The sequence below is a fragment of the Pseudoclavibacter endophyticus genome (assembly GCF_008831085.1).
Taxonomy (GTDB): Bacteria; Actinomycetota; Actinomycetes; order Actinomycetales; family Microbacteriaceae; genus Pseudoclavibacter; species Pseudoclavibacter endophyticus.
On sequence record NZ_WBJY01000002.1, the window covers coordinates 29,927 to 48,714 of the forward strand.

Annotated in this window: 17 protein-coding genes and 1 tRNA gene; 10 read left to right on the top strand and 8 right to left on the bottom strand. The window is 70.3% G+C overall.

The genetic code is table 11. From position 1 onward, the window contains the following. Positions 1-46: 46 nt before the first annotated feature. The gene (locus F8O04_RS09835) at positions 47-1,297 is read left to right on the top strand and encodes a M23 family metallopeptidase (RefSeq protein ID WP_158029220.1); all 1,251 of its coding nucleotides are present in this window, start codon (positions 47-49) and stop codon (positions 1,295-1,297) included. A 120-nt stretch (positions 1,298-1,417) separates the two neighbouring features. Here the strand turns inward: F8O04_RS09835 and F8O04_RS09840 are convergent, their stop codons facing one another. Then, positions 1,418-1,846 (bottom strand): DUF4229 domain-containing protein, encoded by a 429-nt coding sequence (locus F8O04_RS09840; protein WP_158029221.1) that lies wholly within the window; start codon positions 1,844-1,846, stop codon positions 1,418-1,420. 171 nt (positions 1,847-2,017) lie between these two features. Between F8O04_RS09840 and F8O04_RS09845 the strand changes: the two genes are divergently transcribed. From F8O04_RS09845 to F8O04_RS09855, 3 genes are all read left to right on the top strand, one after another. Beyond that, positions 2,018-2,533: a PLDc N-terminal domain-containing protein gene (locus F8O04_RS09845; protein ID WP_158029222.1), complete on the top strand. Its 516-nt coding sequence runs from the start codon at positions 2,018-2,020 to the stop codon at positions 2,531-2,533. A 28-nt stretch (positions 2,534-2,561) separates the two neighbouring features. Next, positions 2,562-4,463: a 2-succinyl-5-enolpyruvyl-6-hydroxy-3-cyclohexene-1-carboxylic-acid synthase gene (gene menD / locus F8O04_RS09850; protein WP_188726480.1), complete on the top strand. Its 1,902-nt coding sequence runs from the start codon at positions 2,562-2,564 to the stop codon at positions 4,461-4,463. A 90-nt stretch (positions 4,464-4,553) separates the two neighbouring features. Beyond that, entirely contained in the window at positions 4,554-5,399 is an 846-nt protein-coding gene (locus F8O04_RS09855) for a PPK2 family polyphosphate kinase (RefSeq protein WP_158029224.1), read from the top strand. Positions 5,400-5,429: 30 nt separating this feature from the next. On the opposite strand, the gene F8O04_RS09860 is transcribed toward F8O04_RS09855, so the two are convergent. Next, positions 5,430-6,728 (bottom strand): isochorismate synthase, encoded by a 1,299-nt coding sequence (locus F8O04_RS09860; protein WP_158029225.1) that lies wholly within the window; start codon positions 6,726-6,728, stop codon positions 5,430-5,432. Positions 6,729-6,803: 75 nt separating this feature from the next. Here F8O04_RS09860 and ubiE point away from each other — a divergent pair, with 75 nt between their 5' ends. The 4 genes from ubiE (at position 6,804) to F8O04_RS09880 (ending at position 11,124) form a co-directional block, all read left to right on the top strand. After that, entirely contained in the window at positions 6,804-7,535 is a 732-nt protein-coding gene (gene ubiE / locus F8O04_RS09865; RefSeq protein WP_158029226.1) for a bifunctional demethylmenaquinone methyltransferase/2-methoxy-6-polyprenyl-1,4-benzoquinol methylase UbiE, read from the top strand. Between the two features lie 38 nt (positions 7,536-7,573). Further along, complete coding sequence (locus F8O04_RS09870) at positions 7,574-8,653, top strand: polyprenyl synthetase family protein (RefSeq protein ID WP_158029227.1); 1,080 nt, start codon at positions 7,574-7,576, stop codon at positions 8,651-8,653. 50 nt (positions 8,654-8,703) lie between these two features. After that, entirely contained in the window at positions 8,704-10,098 is a 1,395-nt protein-coding gene (locus F8O04_RS09875; protein WP_158029228.1) for an FAD-dependent oxidoreductase, read from the top strand. A 402-nt stretch (positions 10,099-10,500) separates the two neighbouring features. Next, on the top strand, positions 10,501-11,124 hold the full coding sequence (locus F8O04_RS09880) for a hypothetical protein (RefSeq protein WP_158029229.1): 624 nt from the start codon (positions 10,501-10,503) through the stop codon (positions 11,122-11,124). Between the two features lie 8 nt (positions 11,125-11,132). On the opposite strand, the gene cls is transcribed toward F8O04_RS09880, so the two are convergent. Genes cls through F8O04_RS09895 form a run of 3 tightly spaced genes read right to left on the bottom strand, consistent with a single transcriptional unit; the run spans position 11,133 to position 14,380 of the window. After that, positions 11,133-12,647 carry a cardiolipin synthase gene (gene cls / locus F8O04_RS09885; RefSeq protein WP_158029230.1) on the bottom strand — a complete coding sequence of 505 codons (1,515 nt, stop codon included), beginning with the start codon at positions 12,645-12,647 and terminating at the stop codon, positions 11,133-11,135. Positions 12,648-12,668: 21 nt separating this feature from the next. Continuing rightward, on the bottom strand, positions 12,669-13,157 hold the full coding sequence (locus tag F8O04_RS09890) for a YajQ family cyclic di-GMP-binding protein (protein ID WP_158029231.1): 489 nt from the start codon (positions 13,155-13,157) through the stop codon (positions 12,669-12,671). A gap of 5 nt (positions 13,158-13,162) precedes the next feature. Next, on the bottom strand, positions 13,163-14,380 hold the full coding sequence (locus F8O04_RS09895; protein ID WP_158029232.1) for an ATP-binding protein: 1,218 nt from the start codon (positions 14,378-14,380) through the stop codon (positions 13,163-13,165). 255 nt (positions 14,381-14,635) lie between these two features. On the opposite strand from F8O04_RS09895, the gene F8O04_RS09900 reads away from it, so the two are divergent. After that, positions 14,636-14,720, top strand: a tRNA-Tyr gene (locus F8O04_RS09900). A 64-nt stretch (positions 14,721-14,784) separates the two neighbouring features. Here F8O04_RS09900 and F8O04_RS09905 read toward each other — a convergent pair. Beyond that, positions 14,785-15,054, bottom strand: a complete 270-nt coding sequence (locus tag F8O04_RS09905; RefSeq protein WP_158029233.1) for an HPr family phosphocarrier protein — start codon at positions 15,052-15,054, stop codon at positions 14,785-14,787. Then, positions 15,047-15,739, bottom strand: a complete 693-nt coding sequence (locus F8O04_RS09910) for a hypothetical protein (protein WP_188726376.1) — start codon at positions 15,737-15,739, stop codon at positions 15,047-15,049. Before F8O04_RS09910 ends, F8O04_RS09905 begins: the two co-directional genes overlap by 8 nt. A gap of 106 nt (positions 15,740-15,845) precedes the next feature. On the opposite strand from F8O04_RS09910, the gene F8O04_RS09915 reads away from it, so the two are divergent. Then, positions 15,846-16,574, top strand: coding sequence for a TetR/AcrR family transcriptional regulator (locus tag F8O04_RS09915; protein ID WP_188726377.1), 729 nt, complete (start codon positions 15,846-15,848; stop codon positions 16,572-16,574). 45 nt (positions 16,575-16,619) lie between these two features. Here F8O04_RS09915 and F8O04_RS09920 read toward each other — a convergent pair whose 3' ends face one another. Next, a complete protein-coding gene (locus F8O04_RS09920) occupies positions 16,620-18,776 on the bottom strand; it encodes a PTS fructose transporter subunit IIABC (RefSeq protein WP_158029236.1) in 2,157 nt (718 codons plus the stop codon). Positions 18,777-18,788 lie beyond the last annotated feature (12 nt).

The following is an 18,788-nucleotide window of genomic DNA, read 5'->3' on the forward strand; positions in this document are numbered from 1 at the left end:
CGGCAGTGCTTGTCGCGCCCCGCGTGACGCCGGCACGAGGCGGGGCGTGAGGACGGGACGGGGCGGGCGCTCGCGCGAACCGCTGTCGCGCCGCATCCCTCGCGCCCGCACGATCGCCACGTTGCTGCTCGTGGCGGCGCTGCTCACGCCGGTGGGGGTCGTGATGATGGTGCCACTGCTCATGGGAACGGCGCTGGGGGCGGGGCCTGGGGCCTGCCGCCCGGCCGGCGTTTCGGCCGCAGACGTGCATCACCACCAGATGACCGGCGCCCGTGGTGGCGACCGAATGGTCGTTCACTCGACCTCCGGCGAGGCCGTGCCGCTCGATCCAGCTCAGCTCGCGAACGCTGCGGCCATGGTCACCGCCGTCCGTGAACGGGGCGCGAGCGATCGCGCGGCGCTGGTGATGCTGATGACGGGGCTGCAGGAGTCGAGGCTCCGAAATCTCGCGAACCCCGGCGCCGTTCCCGAGTCGATGAACTTCCCGCACGACGGCGTCGGGGACGATCACGATTCCATCGGCGTGCTCCAGCAACGGCCCTCGATGTCGTGGGGAACGGTGGCCGAACTCATGGACCCGGGGTACGCCGCCCGCGCCTTTCTCGGTGGTCCGGACGGCCCGAACGCAGGCACGCCGCCAGGGTTGCTCGACCTCGACGCCTGGGAGCACGACGACCCCGGGGTCGCCGCACAGCGCGTGCAAGCCTCGGCGTTCCCCGACGCCTACGAGCAGTGGCTCGGCGCGGCCATCGAGGTGCTCGACCGTGTCGGCGACGCCCCCGGTCACTGCCCGCGGCCGGCGACATCCGGCGACGGTGCCTACCCGCTCAGCGAACCCGCGCCGATCACCGACGGCGTGGGGCCGAGGCCGTGCCGGGTCGGCGGGCCGGGGGGCTGCGCATCGTCGACCTGGCACCCGGCGCTCGACTTCGGCGCCGCGTGCGGCGTGCCCGTCGTCGCCGCCAGGCCCGGCACCGTCACGGCGGCCTCGGACTATTGGGTATCCGTGACGACCGACGACGGCACCGTGATCAGCTACCTGCACATGTTCGCGAGCGATGTGACCGTCGCCCTCGGTGACGTCGTGGAGGCAGGTGCGCGACTCGGCGCCGTCGGCAACGCCGGGCCGTCGACGGGCTGCCACCTCGACTTCCGGGTGAACACGATCGCCACGACCGACCCCGACGTGGGCTCGCTGCCGCATGTCGGCGACGCCAGCGTCGCCCCCGGTTTCGTCGACCCGGTCGCGTACATGGCCCTGTACGGTGTCGACCTGCTCACCGGTGAGACCGCATGACCCGGCGACCGGCTCGCCGGGTCCCGAGTTCTCGGTCGACGGGCGTGCTCACCATCCGTGCTGTCCGTAGCGCGAGCGGCACGGGGTCAAAGCAGGGTGAACGGGCGGGCTCCCGCAGTCTCACCGGTCATCTGAAGCGTCTGGGTCGCCCGGGGTGTCTGGGCTTCTCGGGTCCTTTGGATCGACCGGGCCGTCGGGTTCGCCCGCGTCGCCCGCGACATCGCTCGATTGATCCTGACCCGTCTCGGAACGGCCCTGACCCGTCTCGACGGGCTCTTCCTCCGCGTCGAGCACCGAGTCCTCCTCGCGATCCAGCTGCATCCGCTGGTCGCGGCGTTCCCGTATGGCGGCGAGGTCGGCGCCCATGCGGAGGCGGTGACGTCGCAGGAAAAGATACGAAACTCCCACCCCGATGATGGTGCCGGCGACGACGCCCGCGACCCAGTTGAACGACCACGCAGGGTAAGCGACCATCACGAGCGTGAACGGAACGACGAACGCGAGCACGCGAATCACGGCGTAGCCGACCCAGGCGCGTTTCGAATCCATGCTCGTCCCCTCGTCGACCCACCACCAGTGTACGAGTGTTGCGTGGTGGGACCGCGTCGAGCGTCCCTGCAGCGCATCACGACCAGTGTCCGCTCTCAGCGTTCCCCGCGCGGCGGAAGCGCGGCCGGGAGGCGGCTCACGCCAAGCCTTCTCACCTAAGATGAAGGCACCATGTCACGCCTCCTCATCGCCGCCGTCGTCATCGCAGTGGTCATCACCGTCTACGCGGTGATCGACTGCGCCATGACCGACACAAAGCGCACCCGGGCGCTCTCGAAGCCCATCTGGCTGCTGGTGATCCTCGTCGTGCCCCTCGTCGGACCGGTGCTCTGGATCCTCTTCGGGAAGGGCCTGCTGCTGCGGCCCGTCGAGACCGTCCCATCGGCGCCGGACGACGACATGGCGTTCCTGACGTCGCTCGGAAGCGACTCGGCCCACGACGAGCGCATTCGCCAGCTGGAGGAAGAGCTTCGCGCCCTTGACGACCAGCTTGTGACGGGAGAGGAGCTCCGCGACCAAGGGACGACCGGCGTAGCGCCGTCGGCCGATGGCGCTAACGACAGCGAGTCGTCGCCCGGAGCTCCCCACGCCAACGCTGATCAGGGCGCTCACGACTCGAACTCCAGCTCGGCCGCAGAGTCAGACGACGACGACGATCGGCCCGGTGGCGGCTTGTCCCGTGCCTGACGGCGGCTCGCCGTCAAAGCCTGGCGTATTGAACGACGCCGGCCGGGTACGGGAGTTCGCCACGACTGCGCAGCCGCCGGCGGCGACGTCACCGGCCGAGGCCCCAGCCGAACAGACGGCAACGTCCGCGTCCGCGTCTCAGTCTCAGTCCCCGGGCCGGTCCCAGCCCGCGGATGAGCGAACGGCACCGTCGACGGCGTTCGCCGCCCGGCTGCTCGGCGAGGCCGTGCGGCTCGGCATGCGCGATCTCGTGCTCTGCCCAGGCTCGCGGTCGCAGGCGCTGGCGCTCGTCGCGGCCGAGCTCGAGGCGCGGGGCCGGCTACGGCTGCACGTCCGGCATGACGAGCGGTCGGCGGCGTTCTTCGCCCTGGGGCTCGCGCGCGAGACGGCACGCGGCGTCGCGGTGGTCACCACCTCGGGGACGGCCGTCGCGAATCTGCATCCCGCGATGCTCGAGGCCTTCCACGCCGGGGTGCCGCTCGTGGCGATAACGGCCGACCGCCCGCCCGAGCTCGTCGGCGTCGGTGCCAACCAGGCGACCGTGCAACCGGGGGTGTTCGGTCCGCTCGTGCCGTTCGTCGACGTCCCCGCCCCCGGCGGCTTGGATGCGTCCGACGACGACAGGCGCGCTCGCGAGCTGGCCGTCTCGATTACCGACACCCGCGGCGCCCTCCACGTGAACGTCGCATTCCGCGATCCGCTCAGTTCGGCGCTGCCGGACCTCGACGCGGTGCTGGGTGAGGCGCCGCCTGCGCGACGGGAGCGGGCGACGGTGCGGGAGAACGAACGTGTTCGCACCATCGACCCCGCCGACGGCGTGCCCACACTGGTGGTCGCGGGCGATCTGGCCGGGCCCGACGCCGAACGCGTCGCGCACGAGGCAGGACTGCCCCTCGTCGCCGAGGTGTCGAGCGGGTCGCGTTTCGGGCGGAACCTCGTGATCGCCTACCGTGAGTTGCTCGGCCACGCCTCTCCGTCACCCGAGCTCCGCGATCTCGTGGGCCGCGTGCTCGTGTTCGGACACCCGACCCTCAGCCGCGAAGTGCCTGCGCTCGTGGCTCGCGACGACGTCGAGGCGATCGTCGTGGGGCCGACCGGTGGCGAGCCTTACGGCCCCCCGGCGCGGGTCGCCGAGAGGGTCGACCGCATCGAGATCGCCCGGAACGAGACCCCGCGAAGCACTGACGTGCGGGCGCACCGCGGTGAACTCGTCGACCCGCGCGCATGGCTGCGCGCGTGGGTGCGGGCGAGTCACGAACTCGTCGCCGCCGCAAGCTCGGATCCTCCGGCTCCCGACCTCAATGCGGTCGTCTCGAGCGCCCACGCCGAGCGCAGCCGCTTCGCTCGCGGCGAGCTCGCGGTGGCCCGCCAATCGGTGACGCGTGAACTGCTCGTCGACGCGGTGTGGCGCGCCACCTGGCCTCACGACCGGTTGGTGCTCGGCGCCTCGCGCCTCGTGCGCGTGCTCGACGGTCGCGCAACCGGGAAACCGCTGCGCGTGCACGCCAACCGCGGCCTCGCGGGCATCGACGGCACCATCGCGACGGCCCTCGGCGTCGCGGCTGCGAGCCAGTCCGACTTCGCGCCGTCCGCCGCTGGCGTGACACGCGTGCTGCTGGGCGACCTCGCGTTCCTGCACGATGCGGGTTCGCTGCTCGCCGGGCAGGGAGGTGAACCCGCCCCGCGGATGCAGATCATCGTGGGCAACGACGGCGGAGGAACGATCTTCGACGGCCTCGAAGTCGGGAACTCGGCCGGTCGCGCGGCACTGGAGCGCGTGCTGTACACACCGCACGCGGCGGACCTCCGCGCGATCGCGACCGCCTACGGCTGGCACCACATACGTGCCGCGACCCGCGCCGAGCTCGAGGCTGCGCTGACGAGCCACGAGCACGAGCGGATTGTCGTGGAAGTGCCGCTGCCGCGCTGAGATGCACGCGGCGCTCTATACGACCACGAGCCTGCCCGCCGCGGTCGCTTCCGTGGGGGCAGGCGCCCGACGGCCCACTACGATCCGGTCATGACCAGCATCCAGCTCGCTGACCACCTTCGCGTGACCGACGATTTCCGGCTCGAGGACATCGACCCCGCATCGACCCCCGGATTCGACGGCGGCAAGCGTGCGGGCAATGCGCTCGCCCACGCCGAAGACGACGTGGTCACCGAACTGCAGGAACGCATGTTCGCGCAGGCGCGCGTCGGTGGTGACGCCCCGTCGCTGCTGCTGGTGCTGCAGGGCATGGACACCGCGGGCAAGGGCGGCATCCTGCGCCACGTGATCGGCAGCGTCGATCCGCAGGGCGTGCAGATCGCGTCGTTCAAGGCGCCGACCGAGGAAGAGCGGCGACACGACTTCCTTTGGCGCATCGAGCGCCGCCTGCCGGAGTCAGGAATGATCGGCGTGTTCGACCGCTCACACTACGAGGACGTCCTGATCCAGCGAGTGCGCCAGTTCGCGCCGCCCGAAGAGATCGAGCGGCGCTACGGCGCGATCGTCGACTTCGAGCGCGAGCTCGTCGCGGCGGGCACCGCCGTCATCAAGGTCATGCTGCACATCTCGAAGGACGAGCAGGCCGACCGCCTCGCGAGGCGGCTCGCTCGCCCGGACAAGCACTGGAAGTACGAACCGGGCGACATCGACGAACGGATGCTGTGGGACGACTATCAGGCGGCCTACGAGCTCGCGCTGCGGCGCACGTCGATCGACGAGGCGCCCTGGTACTGCGTGCCGGCGAATCGGAAGTGGTACGCGCGCCTCGCGGTCAAGGAGCTTCTGCTCGGCGCGCTGCGGGAGCTCGACCCGCAGTGGCCGGAGGCCGGCTACGACGTCGACGTGGAGCGCCGACGGCTCGCCGAGAGCCGATAGCCGGGAGTCGGTCGCCGCCCCGGCCTCGCGTCATCTCGGGCCGAGTCGAGGCGGGGCGTCCCGCTCCGTGTCGTCGCCGAGGGCCTGCGTGATCGGCCGGAACTTCAGCTCCGTCTCGGCGAACTCCTCCATAGGGTTCGAATCGGCGACGATGCCCCCGCCCGCGAACGCCGTGACGCGCCCGTCGTCATCGATCTCGGCCCCGCGCAGCGCGACCGCGAACTCGCCGTCGCCGCGCCAATCGAGCCAACCGACCGGTCCCGCGTACCGACGCCGGTCATAGCGCTCGAGACGCCTGATCGTCTCGACCGCGACACCGGTCGGGGTTCCCCCGACGGCCGCCGTCGGGTGAAGGGCGTGCACGAGGTCGAGCACGGTGCGCCCCTGCGGCAGTGCGCCGCGGATGTCGCTCGCGAGGTGCCACACGTTCGGTAGGGCGAGCGCAAATGGCTCCGGACTCACGGTGAGGCCCGTCTCCGGCTCGTCGTGGTCGTCCAGGCTCGCGAGCTGCGCGATCGCGCTGTCGATCGCGAGCCGGTGTTCGATGCGGTCCTTGGGATTGCGGCGAAGGTCGTGCTCGAGTGACGCGTCCTCCTGCGGCGTTCGGCCTCGTCGCGTCGTACCGGCGAGCACGCGTGCCGAGACCTGGCCGCCGAGGACCCGCACGAGCATCTCGGGGCTTGCGCCGACCAGGCCGTCGACGGCGTAGGTCCAGCAGTCGCTGTACGAATCGGCGAGCCGCGTGAGCACGTGCCGACGGTCGGCGCCGGCGGCGAGCCGACCGTCGAGATCGCGCGCGATCACCACCTTCGTGAGCACGCCCTCGCGGATCAGGTCGACCGCGTGCGTGATGGCGTGCGTGTGCGCCGAGGCCGTCATGGCGCCCTCGCGAAAGCGCGTGCGAGCATCCACCCCCAGCGGTGCCTGTGCACCGAGCGTCGGCCGGGAGGGCTCGGCGCCGTCGGCCGTGATCGTCGTCACGAAGCAGGCCCCGTCACGACGCCCCACCACGGTCCTCGGCACCCGCAGCACGCTCGCGGCGCGTGAATGGTCGTCGAACGCGAATGCCGCGAACCCGACGAGACCTGAGCCGGGAACCTGCACGTCGTCGTCGATCTCGGCAGCCGCGACGAGCTCGCTCCACGCGACTCCGGCATCCGGAACGCGCGACGATCCGCGGAACCGGCCCTCCCAGGCGGTCCCCGACGCGGCGAGCCCCTCGCCCCTCCGAAGCCACACGACCGGATGCCAGGGGTCGGTGTGCAGGATCAGGTTGCCCGGGTCTTCGGCCACCACCGTGCGGGTGCGGAGACGGGGCAGCACGGGCATGCCCACGAGCGTAGTCGTGGCGAGGAGGGCCGGTGGCGGAGGTGGCGGCGACGCGCCACAGCGTAGGATGACCCGGTGACCACTCCCGACCTGCAGAAGCGTCCCGAGCAGGTGTCGAGCATGTTCGATCGCGTATCGAAGCACTACGACCGCACGAACGACATCCTCACCGCCGGCATCGCGCCGTACTGGCGGTCGCAGACGCGTCACGCCGTGCGCGCGCGCCCGGGCGATCGGGTGCTCGACATTGCTGCGGGCACCGGCACGATGTCGAAGCAGTTCGCCGACGCCGGTGCCGACGTGGTGGCACTCGACTTCTCGCAGGGCATGATCGACGAGGGCAGGCGCCGCCACGGAGACGACCCGAGGATCGACTTCGTCCAGGGCGATGCCATGGCGCTGCCATTCGACGATGCCTCGTTCGACGCCGTCACGATCAGCTTCGGCCTTCGCAACGTGCAGAAGCCGCAGACCGCTATCGATGAGATGCTGCGCGTGCTGCGGCCGGGCGGGCGCGCCGTGATCTGCGAGTTCTCGACCGTGACGAGCGCGCCCGTTCGCGCCTTCTACACCGCCTATATGAAGGGCATCATGCCGGCGGTCGTCCGGGCGGTGTCGAGTGACGCCGACGCCTACGCGTATCTCAATGAGAGCATCGAGGCCTGGCCGCCCCAGCCCGTGCTCGCGGGCTGGCTCCGCACCGCCGGGTTCGAGCGCGTGAAGTACCGCAACCTCAGCTTCGGCATGGTCGCGCTGCACAAGGGGTTCACGCCCCTCGACGAATCGTCCGACGAGACCGACCAGTGATCGCCGCGGGCAGCCCCCCGCCCCCGCACCACCAGGAGATGACCCGCGTGAAGCCCCAATCGGCACCGCGTCGCCCCTCGCCCGGCTTCGTGTCGCCGCCGGGCGAGCCCGGCGGGCTGGGTCCTGGCGAAGAACGTCTTCGTGAGGTCCTGGATGCCGGGCTCGAGCGCGTCGAGTCGCAGCTCGCCGCCGACGTGAAGTTCGCCGATGACTTCGCCGACGTCACGACGACCTACCTGCTCAATGCGGGAGGGAAGCGGATGCGGCCGATGTTGACGCTACTCGCGGCCCAGTTCGGCGAGCAGCCGGACCACGACGACGTCTTCACGGCCGCGTCGGCGGTCGAGCTCACGCACCTCGCGAGTCTCTACCACGACGATGTTATGGACGAGGCCGACCTGCGACGCGGCGTGACGGCGGCGCACCTCAACTGGACGAACTCGGTGGCGATCCTCGCAGGTGATCTGCTGTTCGCGAGATCGAGCCGGCTTTTCGCGAGGCTCGGGCAGCGGGCGATCGAGCTGCAGTCGAGCACGTTCGAGCGCCTCGTCCTGGGGCAGCTGCGCGAGACCATCGGCCCGCGGGACGACCACGACCCCGTCGACCACTACATCCAGGTGCTCGCCGACAAGACCGGGGCGCTCATCGCCTCTGCGGCGCAGTTCGGCGTGCTCGCGTCGCGGGGCCCAGAAGCGTACGTGGATGCGCTCGAGGCGTATGGCGAGCGCGTCGGCGTCGCCTTCCAGATCGCCGACGACGTCATCGATCTCTCGCCGTACGCGGAGGACACCGGGAAGCGGGCCGGAACCGACCTGCGGGCGGGCGTCGAGACACTTCCCGTGCTGCTGCTCGCGAAGCGGGCCGAAACCGACGCTGCCTCGGCCGACCTGCTCGATCGAATCCGAACCAGGGTCGCCGGCACGGAACCGGCCTCGGACGACCCCGAGATCGCCGCGATCGTCGAGGAACTGCGCGAACACCCCGTCACGGCGCAGACGCGCGACGAGGCGCAGCGCTGGGCCGCCCTCGCCCTCGACGCGCTCGCTCCGGTCAAGGCGGGCGTCGTCAAGCACGCCCTCGAGCGATTCGCCGAAGACGTCGTCGCGCGCGATCGATGACGCGCCAGGCGAAGCAAAACGACGCGCCCAACGAAGCACCAGGAGAACGCATGGCCAATGTCGATACCGCCGCCGGGCACCGCGGGACGCTTCGTCTCGCCATCGTCGGGGCGGGACCGGCTGGCATCTACGCCGCCGACATCCTGCTGAAATCCGAGCATCAGTTCGACATCTCCATCGACCTCTTCGATCGCCTGCCCGCACCGTACGGGCTCGTGCGCTACGGGGTGGCGCCGGATCACCCGCGCATCAAGGGGATCATCGGCGCGCTGCGCGAGGTGCTCGACACGGGTCGCATCCGCATCTTCGGCAACGTCGACTTCGGCACCGACCTCACGCTCGACGACGTCAAGCGACACTACAACGCCGTCATCTTCGCAACGGGCGCCGTGCGCGACGCCGACCTCGACATTCCGGGCAACGACGCCGAGGGGAGCTTCGGTGCCGCCGACTTCGTCAACTGGTACGACGGGCATCCCGACGTGCCCCGCGACTGGCCGCTCGACGCCACCTCGGTCGCCGTCATCGGCAATGGCAACGTCGCGCTCGACGTCGCGCGCGTGCTCGCGAAGGACGCCGACGACATGCTCTCGACCGAGATCCCCGACAACGTCTACGAGGGTCTGCGCGCCAAGGCCGTCACCGACGTGCACGTGTTCGGTCGCCGCGGGCCGGCGCAGGTGAAGTTCACGCCGCTCGAGCTGCGCGAGCTGGGCGAGGTGCCCGGCGTCGACGTGGTCGTGTACGAGGAGGATTTCGGCCGGGACCCTGAGGCGCTCCAGCTCGCCGAGACGAACAAGCAGCTCATGGTGATCGGCCGTATCACCCGCAAGTGGCGCGAGAAGGCGGCCGCGGGCGAGAACACTGCATCGCGCCGCATCCACCTGCACTTCTACGCGAAACCCCACGAGGTGCTCACCGAGAACGGGGCCGTGTCGGGCCTGCGCGTCGAGCGCACCGAGCCAGACGGGGCCGGCGGTGTTCGGGGCATGGGAGAGTTCCGCGACTACCCCGTGCAGCAGGTGTACCGGGCGGTCGGGTACTTCGGGTCGCGCCTGCCGGGTGTGCCCTTCGACGAGCGCCGCGGTGTCATCCCGAACCGGGAGGGCCAGGTCGTCGACGATGACGGTCAGCTGGCGTACGGCATGTACACGACCGGCTGGATCAAGCGGGGCCCGGTCGGCCTCATCGGCCATACGAAGTCGGATGCCATGGAGACGATCGGCAACCTCGTGCGCGACCAGCGCAACTGGTGGTCGCCGGCCGAGCCCGAGGAGGCCGCGATCGTACGTCTGCTTGATGAGCGGGGCGTGCGCTGGACCGATCTCGCCGGATGGCACCGGCTCGACGAGCACGAGCGCGGTCGTGGCGCCGTACGGGAGCGGGAGCGCATCAAGGTCGTGGAGCGGGACGAGATGCTGAGGGTTTCGCGCGACGAACGCTGAGGTCGGTGCGCTGCGGCGCGTCGCCCTGCTGCGGCGCGTCGCTGGGTGTCGCGGACCCGTTCGTTCCGCGGCGCATTCGTGGTGCGACGCGATATGGGGAGTCCTCCCCATATCCGAAGCGGAGCATCGCTCGTACGCTGAAGACCTCGCAGAGAACGAGCGCGAGCGGTCCGAAGTGACGGACTGCTCACAGAGTCTCAGCCGGCGCGAGGAGTAGGCACCGCATTCCTGGCCCGTCGTGGTCGCGGTACCGAATCTGGGGGGAGCTCCTCCGCCGGCTGTCTTCTCCACCGGCGCGCGACGTCGCCCGGCTCCCGGTGGAGGCCTCCCCATTGGCGCCGAACGGCACGGCCTCGTAGTCTCGTTCTGCCACGGCGCGAGGCCAGTGGGGAGAGGTGACGGATGAGCGACTGGTTCGCCGACAGATCGGCGGCGCTGCTTCGTCTGCGACGCGCCCAGACGCGCGTCGTGACGGGGGTCGTGCCGAACATCGCCGCCGAGGACGGTGCCATCGCGACGCCGAGCGTGCTGCACCTCGATGGTCCGAGGGGCGGTCGGTTCGTGGTGCAGCGAGTCCGCGTCGAACGGACCCTCGCCCCCTTCGACGCCGGCGCGAGCTTCGCGTCGGCGGAGGCGGAGTGGAACGCCGAGGGCAGTTCGGGGCGCACGTACGCGCCGAAGGTCGACGGGTCGCTGCGCCTGGAACTGCGCACGCCCGACGGCGAGTTCCATTCGATCACGCTGCTCCACGGCGGACGCGTGCTGCAGCTCACGAGCTACAGCCCCGAGCTCGACGTGCCGCACCCCGCCGACGACGGCGAGGGCGGCGGCGACGACGCGCAGGATGCCGCAGCCGACCCCCTGAGCGCCGACACGCTCGACGCGCCCCCGGAGTTCGCCCACGTCGACCAGGCTGCCGCTGTCGCGGAGGGTGGGACGGCGGCCGATCCGCGCCCCGAACACATCGCGGCGGAGGAGCGCTCCGCCGGCCCCGACTACGGGTACCGCCTGCGCCACGCGGGCTGACCGGACCGCTACTGCATCACGCTCGTGAGGCGCGCGACGTTGTCGAACACGCGCGTCACGAGCGGGCGCGCCTTCCACTCCTCGAGTGTGAGCTCGGTCGCCCTCGCCCGGTAGCCGTTCTCGACCTCGCGCATGCGTTGCACGAACGACTTGCCGTGAACCATGAGCATGAGCTCGGCGTTGAGCGTGAACGACCGCATGTCCATGTTGCTCGAGCCGATCACGGTGATGGCGTCGTCGACGGTCATGTGCTTCGAGTGCAGGATGTACGGACTGCCGTAGAGCCAGATGCGCACTCCCGCGCGGAGGAGTTCTTCGTAGTACGAGCGCTGCGCGTGATACACGAAGAACTGATCGCCGATCTCGCCCACGTAGAGCTCGACCGAGACCCCCCGTTGCACTGCCGTGGTGATGGCGTAGCGGAGGGAGTCGTCCGGAACGAAGTACGGGCTCACGATCACGAGTCGCTGCTGCGCCAGATAGATGAGCTGGTTGAAGAGCCGCAGATTGTTCTCGGTCTCGTAACCGGGGCCCGAGGGGACGAGCTGCGTCGCGTACCGCTCGACGGGCAGTTCCTCGGCGGGCGGTGTGTCGTGCTCGTGCTGCCCCGGCACCTCGGCGGGGTCGACCTGGGACAGCAGCTCGTCGGTCTCGGCGAACCAGTCCGAGATGAACACGGCGTTGACACCTTGCGCCATCGGCCCCTCGAGGCGCAGCACGAGGTCCTTCCACTGCAGTCGGCTATTTCGCTTCTGATAGCCGCGGTCGATGAGGTTCTGCGAGCCGACGAAGGCGACGCGGCCGTCGACGACGACGATCTTGCGGTGGTTGCGCAGGTCGAGGCGCTGCAGTCCGCCCTCCCACGGCCACAGCGACAGGGTCGGCCGCCACTCGGCGCCGATCTCGGTCAGCCGCCGTTTCATGCGCCGGTAGCCGCGGTATTTGAACGACCCGATGTGGTCGTAGAGCACGCGTACGCGGACGCCCCGCTGGGTCGCCCGCTCCAGGGCGTCGAAGACGGGCGCCGTCGTCTCGTCGTAGCTCAGCGTGTAGTACAGCACGTGGACGAAGCCGGTCGCCGTGTCGATGGCGTCGACGATGCGCTCAATCGCCCGGTGATAGCCGCTGTGCAGTTCGAGCGCGTTGTCGTCCGCGAGGGGGATCGAGGTGAGGTTCGTGTTGAGCTCTGCGACCTGGTGGAACCACGGGGGCTCGGTACGTTGTAGCTCCGACGCATCGATCTGCCCGACGGCCCGGCTGATGATCGCGTCGACCTCGGCCTGCTTGCGGCGGCGCTTCGTCGAGAGCTGGTTCGTGCCGAAGAGGAAGAAGATCAGGAGGCCGACGATCGGCAGGATCGCGATCGTGAGGATCCACGCGAGCGCCGTCGTGGGGCGACGATTTCGCGGGATGAAGACGATGGCGAGGACGATGACGACGGTGTTGAACACCGTGATGAGCAGCGTCACCAGCCCCTGTACGTCGATGAACGTGCCGACGAACTCGTCGATCGGCTCCAACATCGCGCGCGCTACGGTGAACCGCTAGCGGAAGTTGATGAACTGCAGGTCGACGTCGACGTCGGCGCCCTTCAGCAGCGTGATGGCGGCCTGCAGGTCGTCGCGGCTCTTCGACTGCACCCGCAGCTCGTCGCCTTGAATCTGGCTCTTGACCGACTTGGGGGCCTCGTCGCGGATGAGCTTCGAGAGCTTCTTCGCGTTCGCCTGGTCGATGCCCTCCTTCAAGCGCGTCTCGATGCGGAACTCCTTGCCCGAGGCGTACGGATCGCCCGAGTCGAGGGTCTTCAGCGAGAAGCCGCGTTTGATGAACTTCGACTGCAGCACGTCGAGAACCGCCTTCGCGCGCTCCTCCGTCGAGGCCTTGATGAGGATCATCTCGCCCGACCACTCGACCGAGGCGCCGGTGCCCTTGAAGTCATAGCGCTGGTCGATCTCTTTGCGCGCCTGGTTGACGGCGTTCTCGGCCTCCATCTTGTCGACCTTGCTCACCACGTCAAACGAAGAATCTGCCATGCCCGTCATCGTAGTGCTGAGCCCTGGCCATCCGGCGCCGCCCGGCCGGGCAGCGGCGGGGGCGGGGGGAAATCCGGGCGCCGGCCGAGCACGTGGCGATTGGCGCGCTCGGCGGCGAGGTCGCGCAAGAACTCTCGGAGGTACGGCAGGGCGAAGTCGACCGTTCCGTGTCCGACGGCCGCGATCATCCGTTCCTCGTGCAGCAGCCTGGCGCGGCGGTTCGCGAGGGTGTTCGAGGCGATTCCGAGCCGTGCCTCGAGATCACGGGCGAGGCTCGGCCCGTCATCGACCGCCATCGCGAGCAGGTAGTCGACGAGGGCATCCGGCAGGCGCGCGATGGTTGGGCGGAGGACCTGCTCGTTCATGAGCCGGTGGGCAGTCGGAAACGCGCCCTCGACGTCGTCGCGCGTGATCTCGAGCTCGTCGGGACGGGCATCCCACGCGTCAGCGCCGATGACCTGGGTGAGGTACGGGTAGCCCTGCGTGATGGCGGCCGCGAGGCGCAGCGCCTCCTCGTCGATGTGACGTCCGCCGGCGGTTATCGGATCGCGCAGCGCTGTGAGGGTCTGGTCGTAGGTGAGCTGCGGCAACTCGACGCTGTGAGCTCGGTGTAGGAATGTGAGCCCGGGGTGCCGCCTGAGATCCGCGATGTCGGGGAACAGTCCGGCCCCGAGAACGGCGATCGGGCGGTTCTCGCGAAATCCGTGCTGGACGACGTCGACGACCTCGGCGAGGTCTTCGACGGCGCGCGGGTTCAGCTCGTCGATGCTGATGAGCAAGCCGGTGACGCCAGGAATGTTGAGGAGATCCTCGACGCGACCACGCAGTGTCGGGGTCGTCGGTGACCGGTCGGCGACCGTCCGCTGGACGGTGACACCGGCGAAGCCCAGACCGGAGATCCGGGTCTTGGCGCCGCGCCTGTCTGCCTCCGTCTGCAGCCGTGGCAGACGATCATTGACGAGTTCGCCGACGACGCCGCGGCGCGCAGTCGTCGAGGCGACGAGCCAGCCCGCCCGGGCGGCCTCCTTTTCGAGGGCGCCGAGCAGCGTCGTCTTGCCGATGCCACGGTGCCCCGAGATGATGGTCGCGCGCCAGGTCGACCACGTGCCCGGTAAGAAGGCCTCACCGTACGCGTCGATGATCGCCTCACGGCCGGCGAGCTCGGGTGGCGTCGGGCCGAATCCCGGCCGGAAGGGGTTGTCGCTGATCTCGCGTCGGCGCATGGCGAGGTTGCTCCTCCGTTGCGTCAGTCGTGTGGTCGTTTGCGTCGCTGCTCGCGCGCCGCTGCCCCGAGAATGTGAGCGGTTGAGCGTACGAGGTGAGCCTGTGAGTTTGACTGTGCTGTGAGTTTGTGAGGATCACGAGCGGGTGAGAATGTGAGGGCCTCTCCGGCGCGTCGTTGCTTCGATCCGATTCGCGATCCGACGGCGCGCGCGATACGATCTCCTCTGCGCGATCGCGCTCCAGCGCGTCCGCATGGCGAGTTACCCTAGCGGCCAAAGGGATCTGACTGTAAATCAGACGGCTCAGCCTTCGGGGGTTCGAATCCCTCACTCGCCACCACGTACGACGCCCCGCGTGGCCCAGTGAACTGGGCGACACGGGGCGTTTCTCGTTGCCGGCGCGTTCAGGCGGCGTCGAGGTCCGTCTCGAGCAAGGTCTTGAGCTCGTCGAGCGCGTCGTCGGCACCATCGCCTTCTGCCTTGAGGGTCACGACCGTGCCGTGCGCGGCGCCGAGTCCCATGAGCGAAAGGATGCTGCCGGCGTTCAGCGCGGGGCCCTCTCCCACCTGAATGGTCACCGGCACCGGCTGCCTCTGCACCGCCTCCACGAAGAGCTTCGCTGGGCGAGCGTGCAGGCCCGACGTGCTTGCGATGGTTGCCTGGCGTTCAGCCATGGTTTGTCCTTTCGACAGTTCGATTTGGCCCATTCTCGCCGACCTCGGGCCCGATTGGGCGAGGAATCGCCTCGGGTGCCGGCGACGGCGTCCGTGCTGCTCGGGCCGGTGCCGCGGCGAGCAACAAGAGCCCGATGCCGAGGGCGACGCCGTGGATCACGCGGCCCGTCTCCGGCAGGAAGTACTGCGGAAGGTACGTGACCAGGCCCGCCGCCACGATGATCGCCGCAATCCGCGTCACGGCTCCCGAGCGCCATGACGAGACCGCAACGCCGACGCCGACAGCGGCGAGGGCGAGGAGGCCGAGCGCGAAGCAGGCGAGGGCGACTGGCTGATTGCGTACCCCGTCGGCGAGTTGCCATAGGTCATCGGCCCCGGAGATCGTCGCGTGGGTGCCGATGGCGTGCAGGCCGAAGGTCTCGGCCCCGTAGAAGGGCAGGAGGAGTCCGGTGCCGACCCATGCGCCCAGCTCGCTCCGGCGGGCACCGCGGGCGCGAAGCGCGAGGGCCAGGGCGATGAAGGCGATCATGCAGACGCCGTGCGAGGCGACCCACGACGGATCGGCGAAGGCGGCGGCGGCATCGGCCGCGTCGCCGGTCTTGTCCCCGTACGGGCGAAGCAGGGGGAAGGCGGCGAAGCCGAGACCCGCGAGGGTCGGCCAGAGTCGTTGTCCGAGGGTGAGCATGGTTCCTCCAATTGTGAGCACCGATCACTCTAAGTGTGAGCACCGCTCTCCTTTGAGTCAAGAGCGGCGCTCACATTCATCTCGGCTCGGAGGGCATGATGGAGCAATGCCCGAGACCGACGACAAGCTTCCGCGCGCCGCGCGACGAGCGGCCACGCTCGAACGGATCAAGGACCGGGCGCGTGCGCAACTCGCAAGGGCGGGCCCAGGCGGGCTCTCGCTTCGCGCCATCGCGCGCGAGCTCGGCATGGTCTCGTCGAACGTCTACCGGTACTACGCGAGTCGCGACGACCTCATCACGGGCCTCCTCGTCGACGCCTACATCGAGCTGGCCGAGGAGCTCGAGCGGTCGCCCCGCGACTTCGCCGCACGCGCGGTCGCGCTGCGGCGCTGGGCGATCGGCGCGCCACACCAGTTCGCGCTGGTGTACGGGTCGGCGATCCCGGACTACTCCGCGCCGCCCGAGACGATCGGACTCGCCGCGAGAGTGGTCGGGGCATTCGCCGCGGTCGTGGATCCCCGCGGATCCCGTCCCGGCGGGTCCGGCGACGGAGGGGCCGGGGACGTCGGCGCCGCCGGGCGGGCCCGCCCGGCGGGCGCCGGCGAGGACCCGCCGGCGACGCCAGTGCTGGCCGAGCAGGCCGGCCGTATGGGGGCGGTGATTGGCGTGTCGCCGGGGCAGGCACTGCGGCTGGCAAACGCCCTCAGCGCGCTCATCGGTCACCTGACGCTTGAGCTCAACGGGCACTTCGTCGGCACGTTCGAGCCCGCGGACGCCCTGTACGAGCTGCGCGCCGCCCAGCTCGCCGGCGAACTGGGCGACGCGCCGCACTGAACCGCGTGGCGCCGGATCGTCGCCCGGACGCCTGCGCGGTTCGGCTCAGCCGGCTGTCCCGGCGCGTTCGGCTGCGCTTGCGGGAGTGGCAGCGGTCGCGTCGGCGGAGGGCGTACGGCCGGCCGCGACCGGCGTCGCACCCGTCGCGGTGTCAGGCTCGGCCCGTCGGCCCGTCACGATCTTGAGCCCCATGGTGACGAGTGCCGTGACGACGGCGCCGATGAGCACCGCGAGCACGAACCACAGCACGTTGCCGATCGCGAAGAAGACGAAGATGCCGCCGTGGGGCGCCTGCGAGGTGACGCCCATGCCCATGGTGATGGCACCGGTGACCGCACCCCCGGCGATGGTGGCCGGGAGCACGCGTAGCGGATCGGCCGCGGCGAACGGGATCGCGCCCTCGGAGATGAATGCGGCTCCGAGCAGCACGCCCGCCTTGCCGTTCTCCCGCTCGATCCTGGAGAAGCGCCTCGGGGCGACGAAGGTGGCGAGGGCCATGCCGAGCGGGGGCACCATGCCCGCTGCCATGACGGCGGCCATGATGAGCCACGGCGCTTGATTGTCGACGGCCCCGGCGCCGAGGCCGGCAACCGCGAACGAGTAGGCGACCTTGTTGATCGGTCCGCCGAGGTCGAAGCACATCATGGCGCCGAGCAGCGCACCGAGCAGCACCGCGCTGCCGCCCGTGAGCCCGCCGAGCCATGCGTCGAGCGCGTTCATGAGCGCCGCGATGGGCCCACCGAGCACGAGGGCCAGGCTTCCGGATGCGACGATCGAGGCGACGAGCGGGATGATCACGACCGGCATGAGGCCAGCGAGCCAGCGCGGCACTCGCCACGTGCCGAGCCACCAGGCGACGCCGCCGGCGATGAGGCCGCCCACGAGTCCGCCGATGAAGCCGGCACTCATGAGCAGGGCCACCGACCCCGCGACGAAGCCGGGGGCGATCCCAGGACGGTCGGCGATCGCATAGGCGATATACCCGGCCAGGGCCGGTACGAGGAACGCCATGCTGGCGTTGCCGATCATGAACGCAACCGCACCGAGATAGGCGCCGAGGCCGCCCTCCGGGAGGTTCCACAGCGCGTTCTCGACGAGGATGTCGGCCGCCGTGTCGGTGATGTCGTAGCCGCCGAGCAGAAACCCGAGGGCGATGAGGAGACCGCCGCCCGCGACGAACGGGATCATGTAGCTCACGCCGGTCATGAGCCAGCGCTGGATGCGCTTGCCGACCGGCTCGCGCCGGCCCGGTCGGGGCGAGCCGGCCGCCTCGCCGTCGGCGTCCTGCGCGCGCACGCGGGGCGCCTGCGGGTCGCGCGCGGCGGCGACGGCGCGCTCGATGAGTTCCGGCGCCTGGTCGATCCCCCGCTTGACGGGCACCTGGATCACGGGCTTGCCCACGAAGCGGGCCCGGTCGCGCACGTCGACATCGGTCGCGAAGATCACGGCCTGCGCCCGGTCGACCACTGCAGGGTCGAGCGGTCTGACCGAGCCGGAGCCCTGCGGCTCGACGTGCAGGTCGACGCCGGCCTGCTTGCCGGCTTCCGCGAGCGAGTCGGCCGCCATGAAGGTGTGCGCGATGCCGGTCGCGCAGGCGGTCACGGCGATGATCGTCATCCGGGCGCCCGTCGCTTCCGCGCCGCCGGATGCGTCGTTCACGTCGGCCGCGTCAGGAGCGCCGGATGCCCCGGCGCCACTCGCAGCATCCGTCGGGGCCGTCTCGCCGGCCCCGGGAACCGGCCGCTCACGGCCCTCACCGATCGCGTCGTCCACGAGGGCGACGACGTCGGCCGTCGTGTCGGCCTCGCGCAGCGCCTGCGTGAAGTCGGGTCGGATGAGGGAGCGCGCGAGCTTCGAAAGCAACTCGAGGTGCGCGTCGTCGGCCCCTTCGGGCGCGGCGATGAAGAACACGAGATCGGCCGGGCCGTCGCCGGCGCCGAAGTCGACGCCGGGCCTCAGGCGCGACATCGCGAGGGTCGGGCGCGTGACGGCGGCCGACCGGCAGTGGGGGATGGCGATGCCGCCCGGGATGCCGGTCGAATCTTTCTGCTCGCGGGCCAGGGCGTCTGCGGACAGCGCCTCGGCATCGGTCGCGCGCCCGTGCGCGACGATGCGTTCGGCGAGGGCCCGGATGACGGCGGCGCTGTCGTCGCCGTGATGCTGATCGAGGGTGACTAGCTCGGGGGTGATCATGTCGGTCATGGCATTGACCTC